20 protein-coding genes and 1 pseudogene are annotated in these 26,292 nt (G+C 55.0%); 8 read left to right on the top strand and 13 right to left on the bottom strand.

All coding sequences use genetic code 11. The features are described 5' to 3' along the window. The first annotated feature begins 246 nt into the window (after positions 1-246). From purM to ppx, 4 genes are all read left to right on the top strand, one after another. A complete protein-coding gene (gene purM / locus ACMYSK_RS00345; RefSeq protein WP_434639336.1) occupies positions 247-1,284 on the top strand; it encodes a phosphoribosylformylglycinamidine cyclo-ligase in 1,038 nt (345 codons plus the stop codon). Next, positions 1,281-1,922, top strand: coding sequence for a phosphoribosylglycinamide formyltransferase (purN, locus tag ACMYSK_RS00340; protein WP_434639334.1), 642 nt, complete (start codon positions 1,281-1,283; stop codon positions 1,920-1,922). The genes purM and purN overlap by 4 nt, the downstream gene beginning before the upstream one ends. Before the next feature lie 267 nt (positions 1,923-2,189). Next, positions 2,190-4,250, top strand: coding sequence for a polyphosphate kinase 1 (gene ppk1 / locus ACMYSK_RS00335; RefSeq protein WP_434639332.1), 2,061 nt, complete (start codon positions 2,190-2,192; stop codon positions 4,248-4,250). Between the two features lie 3 nt (positions 4,251-4,253). Further along, the gene (gene ppx, locus ACMYSK_RS00330) at positions 4,254-5,795 is read left to right on the top strand and encodes an exopolyphosphatase (RefSeq protein ID WP_434639331.1); all 1,542 of its coding nucleotides are present in this window, start codon (positions 4,254-4,256) and stop codon (positions 5,793-5,795) included. A gap of 43 nt (positions 5,796-5,838) precedes the next feature. Here ppx and ACMYSK_RS00325 read toward each other — a convergent pair whose 3' ends face one another. Then, positions 5,839-8,067, bottom strand: coding sequence for an EAL domain-containing protein (locus ACMYSK_RS00325; protein ID WP_434639329.1), 2,229 nt, complete (start codon positions 8,065-8,067; stop codon positions 5,839-5,841). A 370-nt stretch (positions 8,068-8,437) separates the two neighbouring features. Between ACMYSK_RS00325 and ACMYSK_RS00320 the strand changes: the two genes are divergently transcribed. Then, entirely contained in the window at positions 8,438-8,611 is a 174-nt protein-coding gene (locus ACMYSK_RS00320) for a YfgG family protein (protein WP_434639328.1), read from the top strand. Positions 8,612-8,653: 42 nt separating this feature from the next. Here the strand turns inward: ACMYSK_RS00320 and ACMYSK_RS00315 are convergent. Further along, a pseudogene (locus ACMYSK_RS00315) lies at positions 8,654-9,573 on the bottom strand (LysR family transcriptional regulator). Between the two features lie 72 nt (positions 9,574-9,645). Here ACMYSK_RS00315 and ACMYSK_RS00310 point away from each other — a divergent pair. Continuing rightward, positions 9,646-10,884 carry an MFS transporter gene (locus ACMYSK_RS00310; protein WP_434639327.1) on the top strand — a complete coding sequence of 413 codons (1,239 nt, stop codon included), beginning with the start codon at positions 9,646-9,648 and terminating at the stop codon, positions 10,882-10,884. On the opposite strand, the gene ACMYSK_RS00305 is transcribed toward ACMYSK_RS00310, so the two are convergent. Further along, complete coding sequence (locus tag ACMYSK_RS00305; RefSeq protein WP_434639325.1) at positions 10,835-11,722, bottom strand: LysR family transcriptional regulator; 888 nt, start codon at positions 11,720-11,722, stop codon at positions 10,835-10,837. The two genes, ACMYSK_RS00310 and ACMYSK_RS00305, sit on opposite strands and share 50 nt — an antisense overlap. A 94-nt stretch (positions 11,723-11,816) precedes the next feature. Between ACMYSK_RS00305 and ACMYSK_RS00300 the strand changes: the two genes are divergently transcribed. Further along, complete coding sequence (locus ACMYSK_RS00300) at positions 11,817-12,809, top strand: nitrilase family protein (protein WP_434639323.1); 993 nt, start codon at positions 11,817-11,819, stop codon at positions 12,807-12,809. A gap of 88 nt (positions 12,810-12,897) precedes the next feature. Here ACMYSK_RS00300 and guaA read toward each other — a convergent pair whose 3' ends face one another. Both guaA and guaB read right to left on the bottom strand, forming a co-directional pair. Beyond that, positions 12,898-14,475, bottom strand: coding sequence for a glutamine-hydrolyzing GMP synthase (gene guaA / locus ACMYSK_RS00295; RefSeq protein ID WP_434639321.1), 1,578 nt, complete (start codon positions 14,473-14,475; stop codon positions 12,898-12,900). Between the two features lie 67 nt (positions 14,476-14,542). Beyond that, complete coding sequence (gene guaB / locus ACMYSK_RS00290) at positions 14,543-16,009, bottom strand: IMP dehydrogenase (protein ID WP_434639319.1); 1,467 nt, start codon at positions 16,007-16,009, stop codon at positions 14,543-14,545. A gap of 158 nt (positions 16,010-16,167) precedes the next feature. Here guaB and xseA point away from each other — a divergent pair, with 158 nt between their 5' ends. After that, positions 16,168-17,541 carry an exodeoxyribonuclease VII large subunit gene (xseA, locus tag ACMYSK_RS00285; RefSeq protein WP_434639318.1) on the top strand — a complete coding sequence of 458 codons (1,374 nt, stop codon included), beginning with the start codon at positions 16,168-16,170 and terminating at the stop codon, positions 17,539-17,541. 133 nt (positions 17,542-17,674) lie between these two features. On the opposite strand, the gene ACMYSK_RS00280 is transcribed toward xseA, so the two are convergent. From ACMYSK_RS00280 to rodZ, 8 genes are all read right to left on the bottom strand, one after another. Continuing rightward, complete coding sequence (locus tag ACMYSK_RS00280; RefSeq protein ID WP_434639316.1) at positions 17,675-17,890, bottom strand: zinc ribbon domain-containing protein; 216 nt, start codon at positions 17,888-17,890, stop codon at positions 17,675-17,677. A 43-nt stretch (positions 17,891-17,933) separates the two neighbouring features. Beyond that, on the bottom strand, positions 17,934-19,025 hold the full coding sequence (locus ACMYSK_RS00275) for a Gfo/Idh/MocA family oxidoreductase (RefSeq protein ID WP_434639314.1): 1,092 nt from the start codon (positions 19,023-19,025) through the stop codon (positions 17,934-17,936). Positions 19,026-19,098: 73 nt separating this feature from the next. Continuing rightward, on the bottom strand, positions 19,099-20,577 hold the full coding sequence (gene der / locus ACMYSK_RS00270) for a ribosome biogenesis GTPase Der (RefSeq protein WP_434639313.1): 1,479 nt from the start codon (positions 20,575-20,577) through the stop codon (positions 19,099-19,101). Positions 20,578-20,804: 227 nt separating this feature from the next. Further along, positions 20,805-21,983, bottom strand: a complete 1,179-nt coding sequence (gene bamB / locus ACMYSK_RS00265) for an outer membrane protein assembly factor BamB (protein WP_434639311.1) — start codon at positions 21,981-21,983, stop codon at positions 20,805-20,807. A 10-nt stretch (positions 21,984-21,993) separates the two neighbouring features. After that, positions 21,994-22,614 (bottom strand): YfgM family protein, encoded by a 621-nt coding sequence (locus tag ACMYSK_RS00260; RefSeq protein ID WP_434639310.1) that lies wholly within the window; start codon positions 22,612-22,614, stop codon positions 21,994-21,996. Positions 22,615-22,648: 34 nt separating this feature from the next. Then, positions 22,649-23,923, bottom strand: a complete 1,275-nt coding sequence (gene hisS / locus ACMYSK_RS00255) for a histidine--tRNA ligase (RefSeq protein ID WP_434639309.1) — start codon at positions 23,921-23,923, stop codon at positions 22,649-22,651. A 91-nt stretch (positions 23,924-24,014) separates the two neighbouring features. Then, positions 24,015-25,136 carry a flavodoxin-dependent (E)-4-hydroxy-3-methylbut-2-enyl-diphosphate synthase gene (gene ispG / locus ACMYSK_RS00250; RefSeq protein WP_434639308.1) on the bottom strand — a complete coding sequence of 374 codons (1,122 nt, stop codon included), beginning with the start codon at positions 25,134-25,136 and terminating at the stop codon, positions 24,015-24,017. Positions 25,137-25,162: 26 nt separating this feature from the next. Further along, positions 25,163-26,140 carry a cytoskeleton protein RodZ gene (rodZ, locus tag ACMYSK_RS00245; protein ID WP_434639307.1) on the bottom strand — a complete coding sequence of 326 codons (978 nt, stop codon included), beginning with the start codon at positions 26,138-26,140 and terminating at the stop codon, positions 25,163-25,165. Between the last annotated feature and the right edge of the window lie 152 nt (positions 26,141-26,292).

Raw genomic sequence — 26,292 nt, 5'->3', positions numbered from 1 at the left:
TCCCCGCAGAATCTACGTTCGGCTCTTCTGAATAAAAAAAGAAACCGGTTTCAGTGGCATGATGGACATTCCAGATGGCAGAGGCAAGTACAAGAATGTACCCGGTTTCATTTTCGTGAAGCGGTTCAAATTTGTTCATATCCCCGCCGATTAACGCCGACTGTAAAGCAGGCTCGCAAACGTTTGCTTTCCCTGTTAGAATTGCGCCGATTTTTCTTGCTACCGCAAATGTGTGGAGATTTCGCAGTGACCGATAAAACCTCTCTCAGCTATAAAGATGCCGGCGTAGATATCGATGCAGGCAACGCTCTCGTCGACCGTATCAAGGGTGTGGTGAAGAAAACCCGACGCCCGGAAGTGATGGGTGGACTGGGCGGATTCGGCGCACTGTGCGCATTGCCGCAGAAATACCGCGAGCCGGTTCTGGTTTCCGGCACTGATGGCGTCGGCACCAAGCTGCGTCTGGCGATGGATTTGAAGCGCCACGATACTATCGGTATCGACCTGGTGGCGATGTGCGTCAACGACCTGGTGGTCCAGGGCGCAGAACCGCTGTTTTTCCTCGACTACTATGCAACCGGTAAACTGGATGTCGATACGGCAGCCAGCGTCATTAGCGGTATCGCTGAAGGCTGCCTGCAGTCTGGCTGCGCGCTGGTTGGCGGCGAAACGGCGGAAATGCCGGGCATGTACCACGGCGATGACTATGACGTCGCGGGCTTTTGCGTCGGCGTAGTAGAAAAATCAGAAATTATCGATGGTAGCAAAGTCGCCGATGGCGACGTGCTGGTCGCACTGGCCTCCAGCGGCCCACATTCCAACGGCTACTCGCTGGTGCGTAAAATTATCGACGTCAGCGGAGTCGATCCCCAAACCACCGACCTGAACGGTTCGCCGCTGGCCGACCATCTGCTGGCACCAACCCGCATCTACGTTAAGTCGGTGCTGGACCTGATTGCTAACGTTGAAGTTCACGCAATCGCACACCTGACCGGCGGCGGCTTCTGGGAAAACATTCCTCGCGTCCTGCCGGACAACACCCAGGCGGTCATCGACGAATCATCCTGGCAATGGCCGGAAGTCTTTAACTGGCTGCAGCAGGCCGGCAACGTCAGCAGCCATGAAATGTACCGTACCTTTAACTGCGGCGTCGGCATGGTTATCGCCCTGCCGGCAGAAGTCGCCGACAGCGCCATCGCGCTGCTGAGTGAGAAAGGTGAAAACGCGTGGAAAATAGGCTATATCAAAGCTTCAGATTCCGAACAGCGTGTGGTCATTGAATGAAAAACATTGTGGTGCTGATTTCCGGTAACGGAAGTAATTTGCAGGCGATAATTGATGCCTGCGCCCGAAAGCAGATTAACGGCACCCTGAGAGCGGTATTCAGCAATAAGGCCGACGCGTTCGGCCTTGAACGCGCACGTGAGGCCAATATTCCGGCCCATGCGCTAACGGCCAGCCAGTTTGCCAATCGCGAGGCTTTCGATCGCGAGCTGGTGCATGAGATTGATGCCTATGCTCCGGATCTGGTGGTACTGGCGGGCTACATGCGGATCCTGAGCCCGGCATTTGTCGCCCATTACCAGGGGCGCCTGCTGAATATCCACCCGTCGCTGTTGCCTAAATACCCGGGGTTGCATACGCATCGCCAGGTGCTGGAAAACGGTGATGAGGAGCATGGTACGTCGGTGCATTTCGTCACTGATGAACTCGACGGCGGTCCGGTGATTTTACAGGCCAAAGTGCCGGTTTTTGCCGAGGATAGCGAAGACGAGATCACCGCTCGTGTGCAGGCCCAGGAACACGCCATTTATCCACTGGTCGTGAGCTGGTTTATGGACGGTCGTCTGCGCATGGAGGGGAATCAGGCCTGGCTTGACAACGCCCCTCTGCCACCGCAAGGCTATGCAGCCGAAGAATAACCATCAGCGCCTCCAGCCCTCGCCTGAGGCGCATTTTTCCGGTTCATCGTGTGCCGATATCCTCGCCCTCTCTCCTGTACGAACTATGCATGATTTATGCCCAGGAGCGCCTCTGTTTTGCACACAATATCAGCACTCGTGCGCCACCGTTTTTCTTCACAGCATATTGAAAGAAAACTGTCATACTTCTTTGACATAGTTGGACATTCAATGGCAAAGCTCGCCATAATGAAAAAGCAACATCAATCAACCGGAGTGTGAGTTGTAATGGGCCAGGAAAAGCTATATATCGAGAAAGAACTCAGCTGGTTGTCCTTTAACGAACGCGTACTTCAGGAAGCGGCGGATAAAAGCAACCCACTGATTGAGCGCATGCGCTTTTTGGGAATCTACTCCAACAACCTCGATGAATTTTATAAAGTGCGCTTCGCTGAACTTAAGCGCCGCATCATAATTAGCGAAGAACAAGGCAGTACCGCCCATTCTCGCCATTTGTTAGGCAAAATTCAGGCCCGAGTACTGAAGGCCGACCAGGAATTTGACAGCCTGTATAATGAACTGTTGCTGGAGATGGCGCGTAACCAGATCTTCCTGATCAATGAACGCCAGCTTTCGGTGAACCAGCAGTCCTGGCTACGCAACTATTTTAAACTGTACCTGCGCCAGCACATCACCCCCATTCTGATTAACCCTGAGACGGATCTTATCCAGTTTCTGAAAGACGATTACACCTATCTCGCGGTCGAAATCATCCGCGGCGAAACCATCAATTACGCCCTGCTGGAAATTCCGTCAGATAAAGTCCCGCGTTTCGTTAATCTGCCGCCGGAAGCGCCGCGACGCCGCAAGCCAATGATCCTGCTTGATAACATTTTGCGTTATTGCCTGGATGATATCTTTAAAGGCTTCTTTGACTACGATGCGCTGAACGCCTACTCGATGAAAATGACCCGTGACGCCGAGTACGATCTGGTGCACGAGATGGAGTCGAGCCTGATGGAGCTGATGTCTTCGAGCCTGAAACAGCGCCTGACGGCTGAACCAGTCCGCTTTGTTTATCAGCGCGATATGCCGGACACCATGGTAGAAATGCTGCGCGAGATGTTCTCCATTTCACGTTACGACTCAATGCTCCCAGGCGGGCGCTATCATAATTTTAAAGACTTTATCGGCTTCCCGAACGTCGGTAAGGCGAATCTGGTCAACAAGCCGCTGCCGCGTCTGCGCCACACCTGGTTCGATAAATTCCGCAACGGCTTTGATGCGATTCGCGAACGCGACGTGCTGCTGTACTACCCGTACCATACCTTTGAGCACGTACTGGAGCTGCTGCGCCAGGCCTCATTCGATCCGAGCGTGCTGGCAATCAAAATCAACATTTATCGTGTCGCCAAAGATTCACGTATCATTGACTCGATGATCCACGCGGCCCATAACGGGAAAAAAGTCACCGTGGTGGTGGAGCTTCAGGCGCGTTTCGACGAAGAAGCCAACATTCATTGGGCGAAGCGTCTGACCGAAGCCGGCGTACACGTTATCTTCTCCGCGCCGGGACTGAAAATTCACGCCAAGCTGTTCCTGATCTCGCGTAAAGAAGGGGAAGAAGTCGTCCGCTATGCGCATATCGGTACCGGCAACTTCAACGAAAAAACAGCCCGTCTGTACACCGACTATTCGTTGCTGACGGCAGATGCGCGCATCACCAATGAAGTGCGCCGCGTCTTCAACTTTATCGAAAACCCCTATCGCCCGGTGAGCTTCGATTACCTGCTGGTTTCACCGCAGAACTCGCGCCGCCTGCTGTATGAAATGATCGACAGAGAAATTAGCAACGCCCAAAACGGCCAGCCTTCCGGCATCACCCTGAAGCTGAATAACCTGGTCGATAAAGGGCTGGTAGATCGCCTGTATGCCGCATCAAGTTCTGGGGTTCCTGTTAATCTGTTGATTCGTGGCATGTGTTCCCTGATTCCCGGACTGGAAGGGATCAGCGAGAATATTCGCGTCACCAGTATCGTCGACCGTTTCCTTGAGCACGATCGCGTCTATGTTTTTGAAAATGGCGGTGATAAACAGGTCTGGCTCTCCTCTGCGGACTGGATGACACGCAATATTGACTACCGTATTGAAGTCGCCGCGCCGCTGCTGGATCCACGGCTGAAACAGCGCGTCCTGGATATTTTTGATCTCTTGTTCAACGATACGGTCAAAGCACGCTATCTTGATAAAGAACTGAGTAATCGCTATGTGCAGCGCGGCAATCGCCGCAAAGTGCGTGCACAATTGGCGATCTACGACTATCTCAAATCACTCGAACAGCCCGACTAACCTATGCCAATAAACGAAAAAACCCCTCGTCCGCAGGAGTTCGCCGCGGTCGACCTTGGTTCAAACAGTTTTCATATGGTGATCGCCCGTGTCGTCGACGGAGCTATGCAGATCATCGGTCGTCTGAAACAGCGGGTTCACCTGGCCGATGGGCTAGATGAGAATTCTGTACTCAGCGAAGAGGCTATCACGCGCGGGCTTAACTGCTTGTCGCTGTTTGCCGAACGCCTGCAGGGTTTCTCCCCCTCCAGCGTCTGCATCGTCGGGACACACACCCTGCGTCAGGCAGCCAACGCCGCTGAATTTCTCAAGCGGGCGGAAAAAGTCATTCCGTATCCGATTGAGATAATTTCCGGTAACGAAGAAGCGCGCCTGATTTTTATGGGCGTCGAACATACGCAGCCGGAACGGGGCCGTAAGCTGGTCATCGATATCGGCGGGGGTTCGACGGAACTGGTGATTGGCGAAGATTTCGAGCCGCGTCTGGTTGAGAGCCGCCGTATGGGCTGCGTTAGCTTCTCGCAGATCTACTTCCCTGGCGGCACCATCAACAAAGAGAATTTCCAGCGTGCGCGTCTGTCGGCGGTACAGAAACTGGAAACCCTGGCGTGGCAGTTCCGCATCCAAGGCTGGAACGTGGCGCTCGGCGCATCCGGGACCATCAAAGCCGCACAGGAAGTGCTGGTCGAAATGGGTGAGAAAGACGGTTTTATCACCCCGGAACGTCTTGAAATGCTGGTTGAGGAAGTGCTGAAGTATAAAAACTTTGACGCGCTCAGCCTGCCGGGTCTGTCGGAGGAACGCAAAGCGGTCTTTGCACCGGGTCTGGCTATCCTCTGCGGCGTTTTCGACGCGCTGGCGATCAAAGAGCTGCGTCTGTCCGACGGCGCACTACGCGAAGGCGTGCTGTACGAGATGGAGGGACGTTTCCGCCATCAGGATATCCGCAGTCGCACCGCGCAAAGCCTGGCAAACCAGTACAATATTGACCGTGAGCAGGCGCGTCGGGTGCTGGAAACCACCACTCATATGTTCGAACAGTGGCAGGAACAGAACCCTAAACTGGACAACCCGAATCTGTCGGCGTTGCTGAAATGGGCGGTTATGCTGCACGAGGTGGGGCTGAATATTAACCACAGCGGCATGCACCGCCACTCGGCTTATATCCTGCAGAACAGCGATTTGCCTGGTTTCAATCAGGAACAGCAAATGCTGATGGCAACCCTGGTTCGCTATCACCGTAAAGCGATCAAACTGGACGATTTACCGCGCTTTACGCTGTTTAAGAAAAAGCAGTTCCTGCCGCTTATTCAGCTTTTACGCCTTGGTATTCTGCTGAATAACCAACGCCAGGCGACCACCACACCGCCAACGCTCAGGCTGAAGACCGAAGCCAATCACTGGACGCTGGTCTTCCCGCACGACTGGTTTAGCCAAAATGCGCTGGTGCTGCTCGATCTGGAAAAAGAGCAGCAGTACTGGGAAGGCGTGCCTGACTGGCTGCTGAAAATTGCCGAAGAAGAAGAGCCCGACGGCGAGAACTAAGCCCAAGGCCGGGTTGCTCTGACCCGGCCTGTTTCCTCTCCCGTCAGCTCGCTTTTGCCGTCACCAGAGACGCCAGCGGAACCGGCAGACCAATCTCATAGCCCTGCAGATAATCTATCCCCAATGACAGTACCAGCTGTCGAATCTCCGGTGTTTCCACGCACTCTGCAACCACCTGCATATTTTTCATCCGCGCCAGATGGCAAATTGATGCCACGACCTGATAATCCAGGCTGCTGGACTGCAGATTGCGGATAAAGCTGCCGTCAATCTTGAGGAGATCAACGTTGAGGCTTTTCAGGCGGGCATAGCTGGCATAACCGGTACCAAAATCATCGATTGCCACGCGACACCCCAGCGCCTGCAAATGCGCCAGCGTTTGGCGTGCCTGCTCAGGATTGCCAAGTGAATGGTTTTCCGTGAGTTCAAATATTAACTGCCACGGTTCAACATGATACTGCGCCAACAGGCGTTCCACTTCGCCAGGGAACTGGCTTCTGCTGACGGAAACCGGAGAAAGGTTAATCGCCAGCCGCAGTCCGGGCAACATTTGCCGGTTCTGATTCATAAAGGAGAGCGTATGCTCCAGTACCCACAGATCAATACGTGACGCCAGGCCAAACTCATGCGCCACCGGCAGGAAATCATTCGGGTAAATCAGCTTCCCGTCGCTGCCCGTCATTCTCAACAGCACTTCATAATAGCTGTCACCGCGAATACCAACGATCGGCTGCGCCATCAGGCAAAAATGGTTTTGCTCCAGCGCTTGCTGGATCTGGTTCATCATCGCCACTTTGCCTTTTAAACCATGCTGTACATGCACGGCACCTCGGCGCTGCAGATTTTCCGGCTGACCGCTGGTCAGTGACATGTCAGCTATGTTGTTCAGCTCACCTAACAGCAGATAGAGATGCTTAACCGGTGAGCGAACGCTGCAGTAGCTCATGCCCACGGCGGGCTGGAGTGGCATCCCATCCCAGATAAAGCGAAATTGCCGAATACGTTCGTCCAGCGTGGTAATGCGCTTTTGATGATCGCTGCTGTCAAGACGGATCACCAGATCGTGTCCGGCCAGATGGTGAACAGCTTCATTCGGCTGTAGCAGATCGCTCAAATATTCAGCCAGCTTTTGCTTATATTGAATGCGCAACATAACGCCATAATGGCGCCCGAGTAACTCCAGCTCTGGAATACGTAAAAAGCACAGTACCGACCACATTGAACCATCCAGCGACCGGCTAAGCGCCCGTAGATTGGGCATATGAACGACCGGGTCGAGAAATGCCATCCGCCGTACCCTGGCATGAATCAGGCGCTGCTGGGTCGCCAGCATGGCCATATAGGCAATAATAAATGAGAACACCAGATAGCTCGACGAGGTGATGGCCAGCTGATTGTTATAGCCCGGAGAAAAAGGCAAATAGCGATAGTGAAAGTGGATAATCACGATTAAAACCGGTGTCCAGATCATCGAGATACAGCGATAGCCAAAGCGCATCGCTCCCCACAACATTACCGGCATAAGTAATGACAATGTATAGTTTGTGCTAAATATTGTGCTATGACCATTCAGTGGCATTAATAATAATGCCAATAGCGCTAACAACAATGCCGACCATAAAACAAATTCACCACATTTTATTTTTGGATCAACCTGTAATTTCACCTGAGAAATAAAACTGCGGAGGTATAAAGGATTACGGATAATACGAATTAAGAAATAGCACAGCGGTACGCCGGTTAAGCACCCCACCATCAGGGCCTGAAAAGCAATCAGCGAACGTAAGCTGAGCGGGTCGACCCCAGCAAGCCCCGTTGCCCGTGGATGCATACCGAGATACTCGGCAACCTGAGAAAGCACGAGAAAAATGAGTGAGGGCAGCAGCATCTGCCAGAACAGACGATACGGCATCAGACTGACGTTACCGTGGTAAATATGCTGTCGGCGCGGTACAAAAATGCGGTAGCCGCCCCAGCACAGTACAGCCGGGATGAGAAAGTGGAAAACAACCTCAATGGTTTCCCACGGGTTCATTCCTCGAGCCACGGTACACAGCAGGCCGATGATGATGCCCGGCAGCGCCGCCACATCAAAAAACAGCATCAGGCTCTGGACCAGCGCCAGCGGTAAATAGTACAGCGAAACTTCATTACCGTTCAGCTCAGCATAGGTATTTGCCCCTCTCGCCAGGGGCAGTAAAAGCAGGGGTAAAATTAGCGGTAATGCCCACCACTTATCCCGATATTGTCTGTATTGTTTAATTATTTTCATTGATGCTCTACAGATAACCCAAATTCCCGCTGGGTATATTCCGGCAGGCATCCAACCCAACCATCTTAGCCGCGCAAGGAATAACCGCGCGGAACAGGCAAGAGATTTTAGTTATCAGTGCCGACGGACTTTTGATACAAATCAAGAAACCCTTTAGCTAAGATTAATAAAACTTATTTTTATGCGTCAGATCGAATGGAGCAAAACACATGTGAATATGATGATTATGTTATATAACATTAAGTAATGTTTGAACGGCGGATTTTTACATCCTCATCAATTGACCCTGCTGCGTTCCTGTGCCTTAATACCCTCATCGCCCCGCTTGTGGGTATACTTCAAGGAACCTTTTGTGAGTCAGGCACCCAGTATGCGTAAACGACATCGATTTAACCGTCGCATGACCCGTATCGTACTGCTTATCAGCTTTATCTTTTTCTTTGGACGCTTCGTCTACTCTTCTATCGGCGCCTGGTATCACCATCAGGACAAGATCGAGTCCCAGCAATCCACGATCCCAGTTGATACGCCGCCGCGGGAATAAGCCAGCACATTACGGTGCCAGCCAACACGGCACAACATTGCCCTAAACGCTCAACTGTCCCTCTCGTAGCAGGCGCAGCATTTCGCCGATCCCTTTGCTGAGAATTTTATCCTGACGCATCACTACGCCTAGTTGACGGTGCAAAACCGGCGTTAGCGATTGAACGCGCAGTCCTTGCCGATCGTCCTGGTGCACCACCGCCATGCGTGGAACGATGCTGTATCCCAGCCCGGCACGAACCATGCGCTTAATCGCCTCAATGCTCCCCAGCTGCATCACCGGCGCAACAGCCTGCCCGGTGGCGCGAAACCAGCCATCGATCAGCTCCCGGGTTCCGCTCCCGGCTTCAAAGGCAATCAACGGCAGCGCCTGCAGCACCTCCGGCGTCAGATCCGGGGACAGCACATCCTGCCCGCAGGCAGAAATAAACACGAACTCCTCTTCCACCAGCGGAGTCACCGCCAGGCTGCGCCCGTGCGCCGGGAGCGTGACCAGTCCAAGATCGAGTCGGTTCTCCTCCACGGCACGCACGATATCCACCGTGTTGCCGGTCGTAACGCCTACCGTCAGCAGGGGATGCGCCTGTCGCAGCGCCTGTAAAACAGGGGGTAAGAGGTGAATGCAGGCGGTGGCTCCGGTTCCGAGCGTTATCGCGCCGCTGATCTCGTGGTTAAATTCGTTTACCGACTGCACCGCCGCGCTGACTGCCCGCTCAATATGTTCACTATGAGCCAGGAGCGCCATACCGGCCGCCGTCGCTTTAATCCCCCGGCCGGTCCGCTCAATCAGTCGGGTTTGCAGAAACTGTTCCAGCTGACGTACCTGTAGGCTGACCGCGGGCTGCGAGAGCCCGAGGATATCGGCAGCCGCAGAGAAGCTTCCCCGCTGCACCACCAGCCGAAAAGTAGCCAGATTTCCCAGATTCAACGTCGTCATTACAAAGTTTCTCTTATAGGGGTCATAAACAGACGGGTCTGCCTGCACAATAGCGCGCAGGTTATGCTGCCGACAACTGCATAACAGACCGGAATACGATGAAAAATACAGAGAAGACGCTGGCCGCCCCCGGCATGCTCACGCTTGCCGCCGGATGTCATCAATTGATTAACTGGGGAATATCATTTTACATGCCGGGCACCTTTGCCCGGACTATCGGACAAGATACCGGCTGGCCGGCGACGCAAATCTACCTCGGCCTGACACTCGCCATGTTAATGATGGCGCTGCTCTCACCGTTCGTCGCCCGACTGCTGGCCCGATTTGGCGGCCAGCGGATTGTGATCAGCGGTACGCTGGCGATTGCCGCGGGATGCGCCATGATGGCCACTGTACATACGCTGCCCGGCTGGCTGGTCGCCTGGCTGCTTACCGGCATCGGTATGCGTCTGGCGCTGTATGATACGTTGTTCGCCGCGCTGGTGAATCTTTACGGGCAGCAGGCAAGACGGAGTATCTCCCGCGTGACGCTGGCAGGCGGCCTGGCTTCTGCCCTCTTCTGGCCTCTTGGCGCATGCCTGCTAACGGTGATGGACTGGCGGCAGGCGCTGCTGGTGTATAGCCTGCTGGGTCTGCTCAGCGCCCTGTTGCTGTGGCGGATGCCGAACAGCAAACGGCCCGCAGTCATACCGCATAAAGAGCGCCTGCCCACGCCCCTCCGGCACAGGCGAGTTGGCCTGCTGTATGCAGCGCTGATCGCCCTGGTGACGTTTGTCTCCAACGGTACATCTACTCACCTGCCGGAATTTATTGCCCACTATGGCCTGCCTGTTGCGGCGGGAATGCTCTGGGGTATTGGCCAGACCGGCGCCCGTTTTCTGGAGGTCGCTTCCGGTTCAGCACTCACACCGCTCAGACTGACGCTACTGACCACGTTGCTCATGCCCGTATGTTTCTCGGTCGGCCTGAGCAGTCCTTATATTCTCTGGGCGGCAGGCGGGTTTGTGCTGGGCTATGGCGCGATTAACGGGCTCACGACGGTGTTCAAGGCGACGCTTCCGTTAGAGCTGTTTGCTGCCGAAGATTACGCCAGACAAACCGGGATACTGTTGATCCCCGCCCAGCTGTTAGCCGCAGCTTCACCGTTTGCCTACGCCTGGTTAAATCATCAGTTCGGGATTCAGGGGAGCCTGGGGATTTCTGCAGCGCTAACGCTGGTGGTCGCCGGGCTGGCGCTGGCTATTGCCCGGAACCAGACTTATCGAGCGCCAGACATGACTCCGGAAATTATCGATTTCCAGGCTCCTCAGCGCTCTTCTGAAAGACCATTGCGATAAACCGATCGCGGATGGCATTCGTCACCTGAGGGTTCCAGGCCAGGCCAACCTGCCACCGCGCACATTCCCCGGCAACGGTAACCAGTTTTACCCCCGCCGGGAGCAGATGACATGCCCCGGCCGGGAGCAGTGCAACGCCGTTTCCGGTGGCAATCAGCGCCAGCAGCGTATGAATATCATCGGCATCAGCCACTATATCAGCAGCAAGATGATTGGTTTGCAGGAAGCGCGCCGTTTGCTCTACCAGCCCGCGTCCGCGTCTTGGGTTAATCTGCAGTAGCGGTAACTGGCGAAGCACGGAGGCAATATCCGAGAAGTCTCCTTCGGCACCAGCAGGGACTGCAAGCACCAGGTTCTCCTCCATCAGCGCCTGTGCTTGCAGCGTATCCGGAACCGGCATCCTTACAAATCCGGCATGTAGATGCCCATCCAGCAGCATCCGATACTGCTCGTGGGAAGAGATATCGTTCAGAGAAACATCAATATCGGGACACTGCTGGCGAAAAGCTTTCACTTGCCCAGGAGCCACCTGAAACGTTGAGATGCCGAAACCTAACGCCAGGCTACCGATGTTCCCGCGCCTCACCTGCTCAGTCCAGGCACAAAATAAATCGTGCTGCTCCACAAAATGACAGGCCTGAGCATAGATGGCCTCCCCCGCCGCCGTCAGCTGCGCGCCCTGCCGCCCCCGTTGGAAAAGCGTCATTCCCGTCAGATGTTCCAGGGTCTGGATTTGTTTCGTCAACGCCGGCTGGGTCAAACACAGGATATCAGCCGCCGCATGGTAGCGCCGCTGCTGGGCCAGAGTGACGAACGCGCGTATTAATTTGATGTCCATTCCAGTCCCTTATCAAACGCGGAGAAAGCGTGATTATACATCCCGTACCTCTGCTGGCGTAATGAACGCAGTTTTTAGCAACGAGGAGATACCGATGAACAACGAACTTCAGGTGGCGACGGTACAGTTCTGCCATCGCGCCAATGATAAGTCCTATAACCTGGACATTATGGAACACTTTATCCACCAGGCTGCCCGCGAGGGTACGCAAATTCTGGCGTTTCCGGAAATGTGTATTACCGGCTACTGGCACGTTATCAATCTCAGCACCGCAGAGGTGGGTTCACTGGCCGAACGCATTGACGACAGTCCTTCCCTGGCGCGCATTGCCCGCCTGGCGCAAAGCTATGAGATGGCCATTGGCGCAGGACTGATTGAAAGAGCAAGCGACGGCCGCCTGTATAACGCCTATGTTGTCTGTATGCCGGATGGTCAGAAGCATGTCCACCGCAAACTGCATGCCTTTGAACATCCTGCGATAGACAGAGGAGACAGCTTTACCGTCTTTGACACACCGTGGGGCGTGAAGGTTGGCGTGCTGATTTGCTGGGATAACAATCTGACGGAAAATACCCGAGCCACCGCGCTGCTGGGGGCGGATATCCTGCTGGCGCCCCATCAAACCGGCGGCACAAACTCTCGCAGTCCGTTCGGTATGAAACCCGTTCCCGTAGCCCTGTGGGAAAACCGCTATCAGGATCCTGACGCGTTAAAAGCCGCATGCCAGGGAAGTAACGGCCGGGAATGGTTACTCCGCTGGCTACCGTCAAGAGCGCACGATAACGGGATGTTTATCTTGTTCAGTAACGGCGTCGGGCTGGACAGCGGAGAGGTTCGTACCGGCAATGCGATGATTATCGATCCCTACGGGCGCATTATTGAAGAGACCGATGCGTTTGAAAATACGCTGGTCTGCGCCACGCTGGACTTAAGCCTGCTGGCCATGTCCACGGGCCGGCGCTGGATCCACGGACGGCGCCCCGAGCTCTACGCGATTCTGAGCCAGCATCAGGGTTATGAACGAGATTCCCGCAGCGCCCGTTTCTCAACGGAGGTCCCGCAGTTCAGCGATAAACCCCACCATTAGCCCTGGGCCATAAAAGCAAAAACCCTCTGTAAAAACAGAGGGTTTTATTTAGCTACCTGCTCATAAAAACGCAGGAAGGGCTATCCGGTTATTCCCACTCGATCGTCGCCGGCGGCTTGCCGCTGATGTCATAGACGACACGGGAGATCCCGTTGACTTCGTTGATGATGCGGTTAGACACGCGGCCTAAGAAGTCATACGGCAGATGCGCCCAGTGCGCGGTCATAAAGTCGATAGTTTCGACTGCACGCAGGGAAACAACCCAGTCGTACTTACGCCCATCGCCCATCACGCCGACGGAGCGGACCGGCAGGAACACGGTGAACGCCTGGCTCACTTTGTTGTACAGGTCGGCTTTGTGCAGCTCTTCAATGAAGATAGCATCCGCACGACGCAGCAGGTCGCAGTACTCTTTCTTCACTTCGCCCAGCACACGCACGCCCAGACCTGGCCCCGGGAACGGGTGGCGGTACAGCATATCGTACGGCAGACCCAGTTCCAGACCGATCTTACGCACTTCGTCTTTGAACAGCTCACGCAGCGGTTCAACCAGACCCATCTTCATCTCTTTCGGCAGGCCGCCCACGTTGTGGTGAGATTTGATGACGTGTGCTTTACCGGTCGCAGACGCAGCAGACTCGATCACATCCGGATAGATGGTGCCCTGCGCCAGCCATTTAACGTCTTCCAGCTTCAGCGCTTCTTCATCGAACACTTCTACGAAGACGCGGCCAATGATTTTACGTTTGGCTTCCGGATCGTTTTCACCTTCCAGCGCATCCAGGAAACGCTTCTCACCTTCCACGTGAACGATGTTCAGACCGAAGTGGTCACCGAACATATCCATAACCTGCTCGGCTTCATTCAGACGCAGCAGGCCATTGTCCACAAATACGCAGGTCAGGTTTTTACCGATGGCGCGGTGCAGCAGCATTGCGGTAACGGAAGAATCCACGCCGCCAGACAGGCCGAGGATCACTTTGTCGTTACCCACCTGCTCACGAATGCGCTCGATCGCGTCGTCAATGATTTTCGCCGGCGTCCACAGGGCTTCGCACTGGCAGATATCACGTACGAAGCGCTCCAGCATGCGCAGACCCTGACGAGTGTGGGTCACTTCCGGGTGGAACTGTACGCCATAGAAGCGTTTTTCTTCGTTCGCCATAATCGCAAACGGGCAGCTTTCGGTGCTGGCAACGGTCACGAAATCAGACGGGATAGCGGTGACTTTGTCGCCGTGACTCATCCACACGTCCAGCAGCGGTTTGCCTTCTGCGGTCAGGGAGTCTTCGATACCGCGTACCAGCGCGCTATCGGTAACAACTTCAACCTGCGCATAGCCGAACTCGCGCTCATTAGAGCCTTCTACGTGGCCGCCCAGCTGCATTGCCATGGTCTGCATGCCGTAGCACACGCCAAATACCGGCACGCCAGCTTCAAACACGTACTGCGGTGCACGCGGGCTGTTCTCTTCGGTGGTGCTTTCCGGGCCGCCGGAAAGGATGATGCCGCTTGGGTTGAATTCGCGAATCTGTGCTTCCGTGACATCCCACGCCCACAGTTCACAGTAAACGCCCAGTTCACGCACGCGACGCGCCACCAGTTGGGTGTACTGAGAACCGAAGTCCAGGATGAGAATGCGATGTTTATGAATGTTTTCCGTCATTGACGCTAATTCCGAGGCAAGTGAAACAAAAACAGAGCGCCCGGCATGAGCCGGGCGCGGAAACTTATCAGGAGCCCAGACGGTAGTTCGGGGATTCCTTGGTGATCGTCACGTCGTGAACGTGGCTTTCCTGAATACCCGCACCGCTGATACGTACGAATTCCGCTTTAGTACGCAGCAGGTCAATGGTACCACAGCCGGTCAGCCCCATACAGGAGCGCAGGCCGCCCATCTGCTGGTGGATGATCTCTTTCAGGCGCCCTTTATAAGCTACGCGACCTTCGATACCTTCAGGTACCAGTTTGTCGGCAGCGTTATCGGTCTGGAAGTAACGGTCAGAGGAACCTTTGGACATCGCGCCCAGAGAGCCCATACCACGGTAAGATTTGTAAGAACGGCCCTGGAACAGCTCGATTTCACCCGGAGACTCTTCGGTACCGGCCAGCATGGAACCGACCATCACGGCTGAAGCACCGGCGGCGATCGCTTTCGCAATATCGCCGGAGAAACGGATACCGCCATCGGCGATAACCGGAATACCGGTACCTTCCAGCGCTTCAACGGCGTCAGACACAGCGGTAATCTGCGGAACACCCACACCGGTAACGATACGAGTCGTACAGATGGAGCCAGGACCAATACCCACTTTCACCGCGCTGCAACCGGCATCAGCCAGAGCACGAGCGCCTGCGCCAGTCGCGACGTTACCGCCGATGATCTGCAGGTCCGGGTATTTTGCACGGGTATCGCGAATACGTTGCAGAACGCCTTCGGAATGGCCGTGGGAGGAGTCAATCAGCAGAACGTCAACGCCTGCGGCGACCAGCGCATCAACGCGCTCTTCGTTACCCGCACCTGCACCAACGGCAGCACCGACGCGCAGACGGCCATGCTCGTCTTTACATGCGTTCGGTTTACGTTCCGCTTTCTGGAAATCTTTAACGGTAATCATGCCACGCAGGTGGAAACCTGCGTCAACAACCAGTGCTTTTTCAACGCGTTTTTCGTGCATTTTGGCAAACACGATTTCACGGCTTTCGCCTTCACGGACGGTGACCAGGCGCTCTTTCGGCGTCATGTAAACGCTGACCGGCTGGTTCAGGTCGGTCACGAAGCGCACGTCACGACCGGTGATAATACCGACCAGTTCGTTGTCTTCGGTCACGACCGGATAGCCGGCAAAGCCGTTACGTTCGGTCAGCACTTTCACTTCGCGCAGGGTAGTTGTAGGCAGTACGGTCTGCGGGTCAGATACCACGCCGGACTCATGTTTCTTCACGCGGCGAACTTCTTCCGCCTGGCGCTCGATAGACATGTTTTTGTGAATAAAGCCGATGCCGCCTTCCTGTGCCAGGGCAATTGCCAGGCGCGCTTCTGTTACGGTATCCATGGCTGCGGAGAGCATTGGAATATTCAGACGAATGGTTTTCGTCAGCTGAGTGCTGAGATCGGCAGTATTCGGCAGAACGGTAGAATGAGCGGGAACGAGGAGGACGTCGTCAAACGTCAGAGCTTCTTTAGCGATACGTAGCATGGGCAATATCTCGACCAGGGTGGATAAATATTGCCGTGGCATTATACAGAGCGTAACCGATTGCATCTACCCTTTTTTGAAAATAATACTTGCGATCGCCCATCAGCAGGTTACTATCGACTGAATAACCTGCTGATTTAAAATTTGATCTTGCTCACATGTTGCCATCTCAATCTCCTGCAATTTTCACAGTCAGCCGCCTAAACCAGACGGTTCGTATGCTGCTGGAACAGGAAATGGGCCAGGTCTGGATCAGCGGTGAGATATCAAACTTCAGCCAGCCCTCTTCCGGCCACTGGTACTTTACCTTAAAAGACGATAACGCCCAGGTACGCTGCGCGATGTTCCGCAACAGCAACCGGCGGGTGACCTTTCGCCCGCAGCACGGGCAGCAGGTGCTGGTCCGCGCCAATATCACGCTGTATGAGCCGCGCGGCGACTACCAGATTATTGTCGAGAGCATGCAGCCTGCCGGTGAAGGGCTGTTACAGCAAAAGTATGAACAGCTAAAAGCGCTGCTGGCGGCAGAAGGCCTTTTCGACCAGCAGCATAAGCAAACGCTCCCCTCTCCTGCGCACTGCGTGGGCGTCATCACCTCGAAAAGTGGCGCGGCGCTACACGACATTTTGCACGTACTGAAACGGCGCGATCCTTCTCTGCCGGTGGTTATCTACCCCACGTCAGTTCAGGGTGACGATGCGCCGGGGCAAATCGTTCGCGCCATTGCATTAGCCAACCTCCGTGAGGAGTGTGATGTGCTGATCGTCGGCCGCGGCGGCGGTTCCCTGGAAGATTTATGGAGTTTTAACGATGAGCGGGTCGCGCGGGCTATTTTTGCCAGCCGCATTCCGGTCGTCAGCGCCGTCGGCCACGAAACCGACGTGACCATCGCCGATTTTGTCTCCGACCTGCGGGCGCCAACCCCTTCCGCGGCCGCAGAAATTGTCAGCCGCAACCAGCAGGAGCTGCTGCGTCAGCTACAGTCCGGGCAACAGCGCCTGGAAATGGCGATGGACTATTTTATCGCCAACCGCCACCGTCGTTTTACCCAGCTGTACCACCGGCTTCAGCAGCAGCATCCGCAGCTGCGGTTAGTCCGCCAGCAAACGGCGCTGGAGCGCCTGCGTGAACGGATGCGCCTGGCGCTGGAGACGCAGATAAAGCGCACCGACCAGCGTCAACAGCGCGTGATTCAGCGTCTGAATATGCAAAACCCGCAGCCGCGCATTCACCGTTTTCAGTCACGCATTCAGCAACTGGAATATCGCCTTACCGAGAGCATTCGCTCGCGTTTAAGCGACCAGCGCGAACGTTTCGGCAACGCGGTGACCCACCTGGAAGCCGTTAGCCCGTTAGCAACGCTGGCCCGCGGCTACAGCGTGACCTCAGCCAGCGACGGTAAAGTGCTGAAGCAAACAAAACAGGTGAAGGCCGGCGATCTACTGACCACCCGCTTGAACGATGGCTGGGTCGAAAGTGAAGTGAAAGGCATTACTCCCGCCAAAAAGACCCGCAAGAAAAAGTCGGTTTAGATTGTGCCCGACACCGCCCGCCGGCGCTTCGTTTACACGGTCCGGCAAATTGCATGCAACCATCTGAAGTGAAAAATTTTGCAGGCCGGGTAAGCAAACGCCACCCGGCAACATCAGCTGATCTAAAGCCGGTTTACTTCGGTTTAAACTCAACGCGTTTCTTCGAAATCAGACCGTGCCCATTCTGGCAAAAATAGTCGACTGCGCCACAGGCTTTTAAAACCTGAAGAGGCTGATGACAGTCAGGGCATAGCGCTTGCAGTTCGATATCTTTACGGCACGCTTCACAGTGCGCCATTCCGTTTACTGGTTCCAGCTCTGCATGGCAATCCGGGCAGGTGATAGACATCGCGACTCCTTCAAAGGGTTTTGGTTATTTTATCACGGCGCAATCAGTGTGGGCCACGCAGCTGCTGCTGTAATTGCAAAAGCAGCTCGACCTCTTCCAGCCGACATTGAGTGGTCAGACTCACCTCTTCTGGCGCGCGCTCGTACAGGCTTTTTTCGCCGAGAATAGACTCTGCCAGGCAGTGCGCGTAGATCGTGCCGGAGAGCGTCCAGCGCTGCACATTTTCACCCTCAATCAGCTCGAGGACATCCTGCGTGCCGCGTCGGTCATGGCTGATAATGCGCCCATCACGAAGATGCAGCCGAAGCCCTTTTTGCCCACCCGCTGGCCCGGCGTATTTATTCAGCCAGATATCGACCGGAATGCCGCTCACAGACCCCTTGAGATGGGCTTCCCCTTCGGCGGTAAAGACATCGCCTTTGGCAATCGGACGACCGAGACGATCTTTCGCGGTTATCACCTGCAGTGAGAGTTCATGACTTCCACCCAACGCGCGCACGGTTTCGCGCATCATCGCCAGCACATGAGTACCGATATCAATAATCACACCGTCAGGATGCTGGAGCTGGCGGGTATCAGGCTCGCCCGTGGCAAAGTTTAGCGCGATGGGCTCTCCCGCCAGGTTGAAGCCGCTTGGCTCCTGAAGGAAGCCTTCCATTTTGACGATCCCATCAAGGGAATTAACCACGCGGTCTGCCGTCTGGTTTGCCCCTTCCGGCTGCCACGCCGGGTTCAGCACTCCCAACGCCAGCTGCATGGCACCGCTACGCGCCATCCAGTGATCGAGCGCCAGCACGCGAGATGCGGCTTCAGGTTCTGCGAGCAGCGTTTTAAGTCTTTCGATTTGCGACAGCGTAGCCACAACCGGTTTTTCCACCACAATACGCGGAATCGGCGAGGCTAAAGCCAGCTCAAGCGCGTCGAGGTGATGCAGTGAAGAGGTGGTGACAAACAGGGTGTCAATCGGACTTGCCAGTAGTTGCTCCAGTGACTGGCTTCGTCCCCCCCCTTCCAGCTCGCGCTCGGGGCGAAGATCGAAACCCAGACAACTCGCTGACTGACCAAAAATCTGTCGCAATGCCGGTAAATAGGCCGTCTCAACCACGGCGCCAAGCCCAATAAAACCTAACCGCATGTTCCACTCCGTTCATCAGATTGTGGGGGGCAAAAGGCAAAAAACCCGACAGAGTCGGGTTTTTATTATGCAATTACTTGCTTTTCTTGATGTGTTTAATCAAGCGCTTACGCTTACGCATCTGGTTCGGCGTCAGGGTATTACGTTTGTTAGCAAACGGGTTTTCCCCTTCTTTGAACTGGATACGAATCGGCGTACCCATCACGTCCAGCGATTTGCGGAAGTAGTTCATCAGGTAACGCTTGTAGGAGTCAGGCAGGTCTTTAACCTGGTTACCGTGAATAACCACAATCGGCGGATTATAACCACCGGCGTGCGCATATTTCAGCTTCACGCGGCGACCGCGTACCAGCGGCGGCTGATGATCTTCTGCTGCCATGGTCATAATACGGGTCAGCATCGCCGTCCCGACGCGACGGGTCGCGCTGTCGTACGCTTCACGTACGGACTCAAACAGGTTACCTACGCCGCTTCCGTGCAGTGCGGAGATAAAGTGGATGCGCGCAAAGTCAATGAAGCCCAGACGGAAGTCCAGCGTCTCTTTAACCTGCTCTCTCACTTCCTGGCTCAGGCCATCCCACTTATTGACGACGATCACCAGCGAGCGACCGCTGTTAAGGATAAAACCAAGCAGAGAAAGGTCCTGATCGGAAATCCCTTCACGTGCATCGATAACCAGCATCACCACGTTGGCGTCTTCAATCGCCTGCAGCGTTTTGATGACCGAGAATTTTTCTACCACGTCGGTAATTTTACCGCGCTTGCGCACGCCCGCAGTATCGATGAGCACGTATTCACGTTCATCGCGCTGCATCGGAATATAGATACTGTCGCGCGTTGTGCCCGGCATGTCGTAGACCACGACACGATCTTCGCCCAGGATACGGTTCGTCAGCGTAGATTTACCCACGTTCGGACGGCCCACAATCGCCAGCTTAATCGGCAGATCTTGCGGATTGAAGTCATCTTCCGGCTCTTCAACTTCTTCACCGTTCTGTTCCGCTTCAAACTGCGCCCAGTACGCCGCATCTTCATCAACTTCTTCCGACGGGTCGATTTCTTCTGCCCACGGCAGCAGGACGTGCTCCAGCAGACTGGTCACGCCACGACCGTGAGACGCAGCGATAGGATGAATATCACCCAACCCCAGCGACCAGAAGTCGGCAATCGCCTGATCGGCATCAATGCCGTCGGTTTTGTTCGCCACCAGGAAAGTCGGCTTTTCACGAGAGCGGAGGTGTTTGGCGATCGCCGTATCGGCAGGCATCAGGCCCGCGCGTGCATCAACCATAAACAGCACAACGTCCGCCTCTTCAATCGCCAGCAGCGATTGTTCAGCCATACGGGTTTCTACGCCGTCTTCGGTGCCATCGATACCGCCGGTATCGATACAGATAAATTCACGACCTTCAACTTCAGCACGACCGTACTTACGGTCACGAGTCAGCCCCGGGAAATCCGCGACCAACGCATCACGAGTGCGCGTCAAACGGTTGAAAAGCGTGGATTTTCCAACATTAGGGCGCCCGACAAGCGCGACCACAGGTATCATGTTAAATGCCTCTTACAAATTGCTATGCAACATCGATTTATCGACGTTTTAAAAAAAGTCAAAACGGCCCCTGTCTGCCAGGGGCCGTTTCTCAATACGCACTATACCCGTTATCTCTCAGATAATTCGCTGCCGACTACCTTGCCGAATCAGTGACCTCAGTCAACGATTCGGCGGTTGTCAGGCCGCCGCGAAAAAACCCGGGAGCCGTGAGTATGCCGTCACGACTAACGTGTAATAGAATACAGCGTGCCGTCTGTTGCCTGGATCAGCAGTCGACCATCGGCTACCACCGCGTCGGTACGGAAGCCGGAGCTATCGACTTTCTGCTGAGCCACAAAGTGACCATCTTCCGGGTTCACCCAGTGCATATAGCCTTCGCTATCACCGACGACCAGGTTGCCATTATACAACACCGGCGCCGTCAGGAGACGATGTAATAGATCGCTTTGCGTCCACAGCGTTACGCCACCTTCGGTGGTGAGCGCCAGCATACGGTCATTTTGATCGACCAGGTAGATACGGTTGCCGTCAACAATAAAGTCGTTCACTGAACCCAGTTCACGTTTCCACATGATCTGGCCGCTGCGCAGATCCAGCGCGGTCAGGTTGCCATTATACGCCAGCGTGTAAACCACACCGTTAACGATAACTGGGGTAGTATCAACGTCGTTCAGACGATCGATTTCAGTCGGTCCCGTGGCCTGAGAGATACGCTGCTGCCAGATTATCTGCCCTTGCTGCATCAGCACGGCGCTAACGCGACCGTTATCGCCGCCAACGATAGCTGCGCCATAGGCGGTAGCCGGTGCAGACTCGCCGCGCAGAGACAGCGCAGGCATATCCAGGTTAACGGTCCACTTCACCGCCCCATCCGCTTCGTTCAGCGCCTGCAACTGGCCATTGCTGGTATGAACCAGCACCATGCCGTCGCTGACGACCGGACGAGAAAGCGCTTCACCTGCGACGCGAGCCTGCCATGCCACGGTACCATCACCGGTGTTCAGGGCGAACAGCTGCGCTTTTTCGCTGCCGATATAGACATGGCCGCCAGATACGGTAACGCCACCGGAAAGCAGCGCAGGCGTACGGGAGAACCAACCGTCTTTCTCAGCCAGATTAACCGACCACACTTCCTTGCCATCGTCAGCGTTCAGTGCTTTGACGGTGCCTTTACGGTCAGCCGCGTAGACCACGCCATCCGCGAAAGCCGGGTGCAGGTTAGAATAGAATTCGCCGATACCATCGCCAACAGAGGTGCTCCAGGACGTGGACGGCGTAAACTGATTTTCCACCGTCGGCAGTGGTGACATCTTCACCACATCTTCTTCGCTGTTAAACAACGAACAACCGCTTAATAAAGTAACGGAAAGCAGCCCTGGCAAAAGTAATTTACGCAATTGCATCGAGTCCCTCTCAGATGGACAGATTATTTATTTTCATACGCATCATTTCGCTGAGCGCAGGTGAAGCATCGCTTTTCACGCCAGCTTCCCACGCCGCGCGAGCGCCTTGCTTATCGCCTTTATTGAGCAGAATCTCGCCGCGAATATCGGCGACAATGGCTGCCCAACCTTCACCTTTAATGCCATCAAGGGTTTTCAGCGCTTCATCGGGTTTTTTCAGCTGCAGCTGTACACGCGCGAGACGCATATTGATAACCGACTTCAGGTTATCATCCGACGCGGCGGCCAGGCCCTGCTGAAGCTGCTTTTCCGCATTTTGCAGATCGTTCTTATCCACAAAACGCTGGGCCAGCTCCAGAGAGGCAAACGCGCCATAGTTGTTTTTGCTGTCAGCGGCGAATTTTTCCGCCGAATTCAGCGCTTCCGGCTTGTCTGATTTGAGCGCGGAAATGGCGTTTTCATAGGCTAAAGAGGATTCTCTCGCCGTATCCTGCTGATGAGAACTCCAGTAGCGCCAGCCAACTAATGCGCCAATCCCTAAAATCACACCAACCGCCAGCGCTTTGCCATTCTCGGCAAAGAAGCGCTTGAGCGCGTCGACCTGATCATTTTCGTTGTTATACGTTTCCACGCAGTCCTTCTCCTGACTAATGATTCCCGGGAGATTAACCCAGAAGTGCGCGCAAATGCGCAGCAACGCTATCCTGCGTTACGGTAGTTTGCTCACCTGAGCGTAAATCCTTCACTACCACGTTTCCGTCAGCAATTTCTGATTCACCGACCACCAGAGCAACGCGAGCGCCCCATTTGTCCGCGCGGGCAAACTGTTTCTTAAAGTTGCCGCCGCCGTGGTTGGTCATCAGCTTAGCGCCGGGCAGCTCATCGCGAATCCGCTCAGCCAGACGCATTGCTGCTGACTGGGTGTCGGTTCCGGCGGCTACCAGGTATATATCGACAACAGGATCGGCTTTAAATTCCGGATTTACTGCCTGAACCAGTAAAACAAGACGTTCCAGTCCCATGGCGAAGCCTACGGCCGGCGTTGCACGCCCGCCCAGCTGCTCCACCAGACCGTCATAACGACCGCCAGCACAGACCGTTCCCTGAGAACCGAGGCTGGTGGTGACCCACTCAAACACGGTACGGTTATAATAATCCAGGCCACGAACCAGACGCTGGTTCACGGTATAGCGAATACCGGCATCATCCAGCAGGGCACACAGCCCGGCGAAATGCGCTTTGGAATCTTCATCCAGATAGTCGCCCAGCGCAGGTGCGTCGTTCAGCAGCGCCTGCACTTCCGGATTCTTGGAATCCAGCACGCGCAGCGGGTTGGTATACATGCGGCGTTTGCAGTCTTCGTCGAGCTTATCTTTAAACTGCTCAAGATAGGCAACCAGCGCATCGCGGTAGGTAGCACGCGCTTCCAGTGAACCGATGGAGTTCAGCTCCAGCGCAACGTGGTCAGCGATGCCCAGCTCACGCCACCAGCGCGCGGTCAACATGATCAGCTCAGCGTCAATATCCGGGCCCTGCAGGCCAAAAACCTCAACACCCATCTGGTGGAACTGGCGATAGCGCCCTTTTTGCGGACGTTCGTGGCGGAACATTGGCCCGATGTACCACAGGCGCTGTTCTTGATTGTACAGGAGACCATGTTCGATGCCGGCACGTACGCAGCCCGCCGTCCCTTCCGGGCGTAGCGTCAGGCTATCGCCGTTGCGGTCCTCGAAGGTATACATCTCTTTTTCAACCACGTCGGTGACTTCACCGATCGCGCGTTTGAATAACGGGGTCTGCTCTACAATCGGCAAACGGATTTCGCTGTAACCGTAGCTGCCGAGCACCTGTTTCAGTGAGCCTTCAATGCGCTGCCAGAGAGCGGTCTCGCCCGGCAGATAATCGTTCATGCCACGGATGGCTTGAATGTTCTTTGCCACGTTTATTCTCTTTATATATATACAAAAATGAACCCCGACGCCGCGCGTCTGCAGGTTCAATCATACACGGGAAGTGATACACCGCCCCGGATTATTTCTCTTCGACCTGCTGAACGGTGATACGACGCGCTTCATCAAGCATCGAGGCTTTCGCACGGATTCGCGCTTCCAGCTGATCGATCATATCGTCGTTGTCCAGCCTGTCTTTACGCACGCCGTCTTCATACAGGCCGCTTTTTTTATTACCGCCGGTCACACCAAGCGTAGAGACCAGCGCTTCACCCGGACCGTTCACCACGCAGCCAATAATCGAAATATCCATCGGCGTAATGATGTCTTCCAGACGCTGTTCCAGCGCGTTAACAGTACCGATAACATCGAACTCCTGACGCGAACAGGTTGGGCATGCGATGAAGTTAATACCGCGGGCGCGAATACGCAGAGATTTCAGGATATCGAAGCCAACCTTGATCTCTTCCACCGGATCCGCGGCCAGGGAGACGCGCAGGGTATCGCCGATCCCTTCGGACAACAGCAGCCCCAGGCCGATCGCCGATTTCACCGCACCGCTGCGTGCGCCACCGGCTTCGGTGATCCCAAGGTGCAGCGGCTGATCGATCTGTTTCGCCAGCAGGCGATAGGACTCAACGGCCAGGAAAACATCAGATGCCTTCACGCTGACCTTAAACTGATCGAAGTTAAGACGATCGAGATGATCGACATGGCGCATTGCTGATTCCAGCAGCGCCTGAGGCGTCGGCTCGCCGTACTTTTCCTGCAGATCTTTTTCCAGTGAACCGGCGTTCACGCCGATACGGATAGGAATATTTTTATCGCGGGCGCAATCAACCACCATACGGATACGTTCTTCGTTACCGATGTTACCCGGGTTGATACGCAGACAGTCCACGCCGTACTCCGCCACTTTCAGGGCGATACGGTAGTCAAAGTGGATATCGGCGACCAGCGGGACGTTGACCTGCTGCTTGATGAGCCTGAACGCTTCTGCCGCATCCATTGTCGGAACGGAGACGCGGACGATATCCGCGCCAACGCGCTCTAAGGCTTTGATTTGGTTTACTGTCGCAGCCACATCGGTGGTGCGAGTATTGGTCATCGACTGTACGGCGATAGGGGCGCCATCGCCAATCGGCACATTCCCAACGTAAATACGTTTTGATTTTCTACGTTGAATCGGAGCCTGGTTATGCATGAAAAATCTCCCGCGTTACCCGTCTGTTACTGCGCCGGTGATGGTTCGGCATTGAGGGTCAGACGCGCAACCTGGTTAGTTCTGATAAAACGACTCAAATCGACTGGTTTACCCAGATACTGAATCTGCACCGCCGCCGGGGCACCAATTTTCAGCTTATAAGGTGCCTGACCACTCAGATTCAGGTTACCGCCCTTACGTTGCAAACCGCTGAACAGTTTTTTGCCGGTTGCATCGCTCACTTCCAGCCAGCAGTCGGCAGAAAAGTTCAGTACCAGATCCTGCGCCGCAGCCGCCGAAGCGGTTGCGTTAGCCGGGGTGGTTGGCAACGGAGAAGCCGGGGCCGCTGCGGCCGGTGCGTTATCCACATTGGCCTGAGATGGTGCCACAACAGCGTTATTATCAACCGGAGCCTGAGCCGTGGCCACTGGCGCTGGCGAAGAGTCAACCGGTGCGCTATTGGCGATATTAGCTGAGCTGTCCGGTGCCGCATTGCCGGCACCGGTATCCAGTGGAACATTCTGGCTGCTGTCGCCCGCATTCAGTTCAGCGCTTGACTGGTCAGCCATCGATGTGATCTCTTCCTGCTGAGCTTTGTGGTCTTGCCACCACCAGGCACCGCTGAGGCCAATCACCACAAACAGCACCAGCCAGGTGAAGCTCATCAGCCAGCCATCACGCTTTTTACGGCGTTTGCCCAGAGAGAAGCTCTGCATCGGCGCAACTTTCGCGGCGCGAATCGGAGCCTGCTTTGCCATCATTGGCAGCAGTTCTTCTTCGGGAATATGTACAAGACGCGCATAGGAGCGGATATAACCGCGCAGGAATGTTGAGGCCAGGTCGGCCGGCGCCTTATCGTCTTCAATATCACGAACCGTGGAAACTTTCAGGCATAAGCGCTCCGCCACCGCTTGCTGGCTGAGTCCGAGTTGTTCGCGGGCATTACGTAGACGCGTGCCCGTCGTATTTGCTTCTTGATGGTCTTGAGTGGCTTCAGTGTTCATTCGACAACTACTGGTACGTGAATTTAAAGTTCAGCGCCGGTTAAACCCGCGCCGCGAAACATCTGCTAAACGTCATACAAAGAGTATAAGTCCGTATAACCCACTATCACAGATACTTATCAATATTGAATGCTAAGCGGTTGTAGTGCCGC

This window comes from Klebsiella sp. I138 (assembly GCF_051131765.1).
GTDB lineage: Bacteria > Pseudomonadota > Gammaproteobacteria > Enterobacterales > Enterobacteriaceae > Klebsiella.
This window is presented reverse-complemented; position numbering and strand designations above follow the sequence as displayed.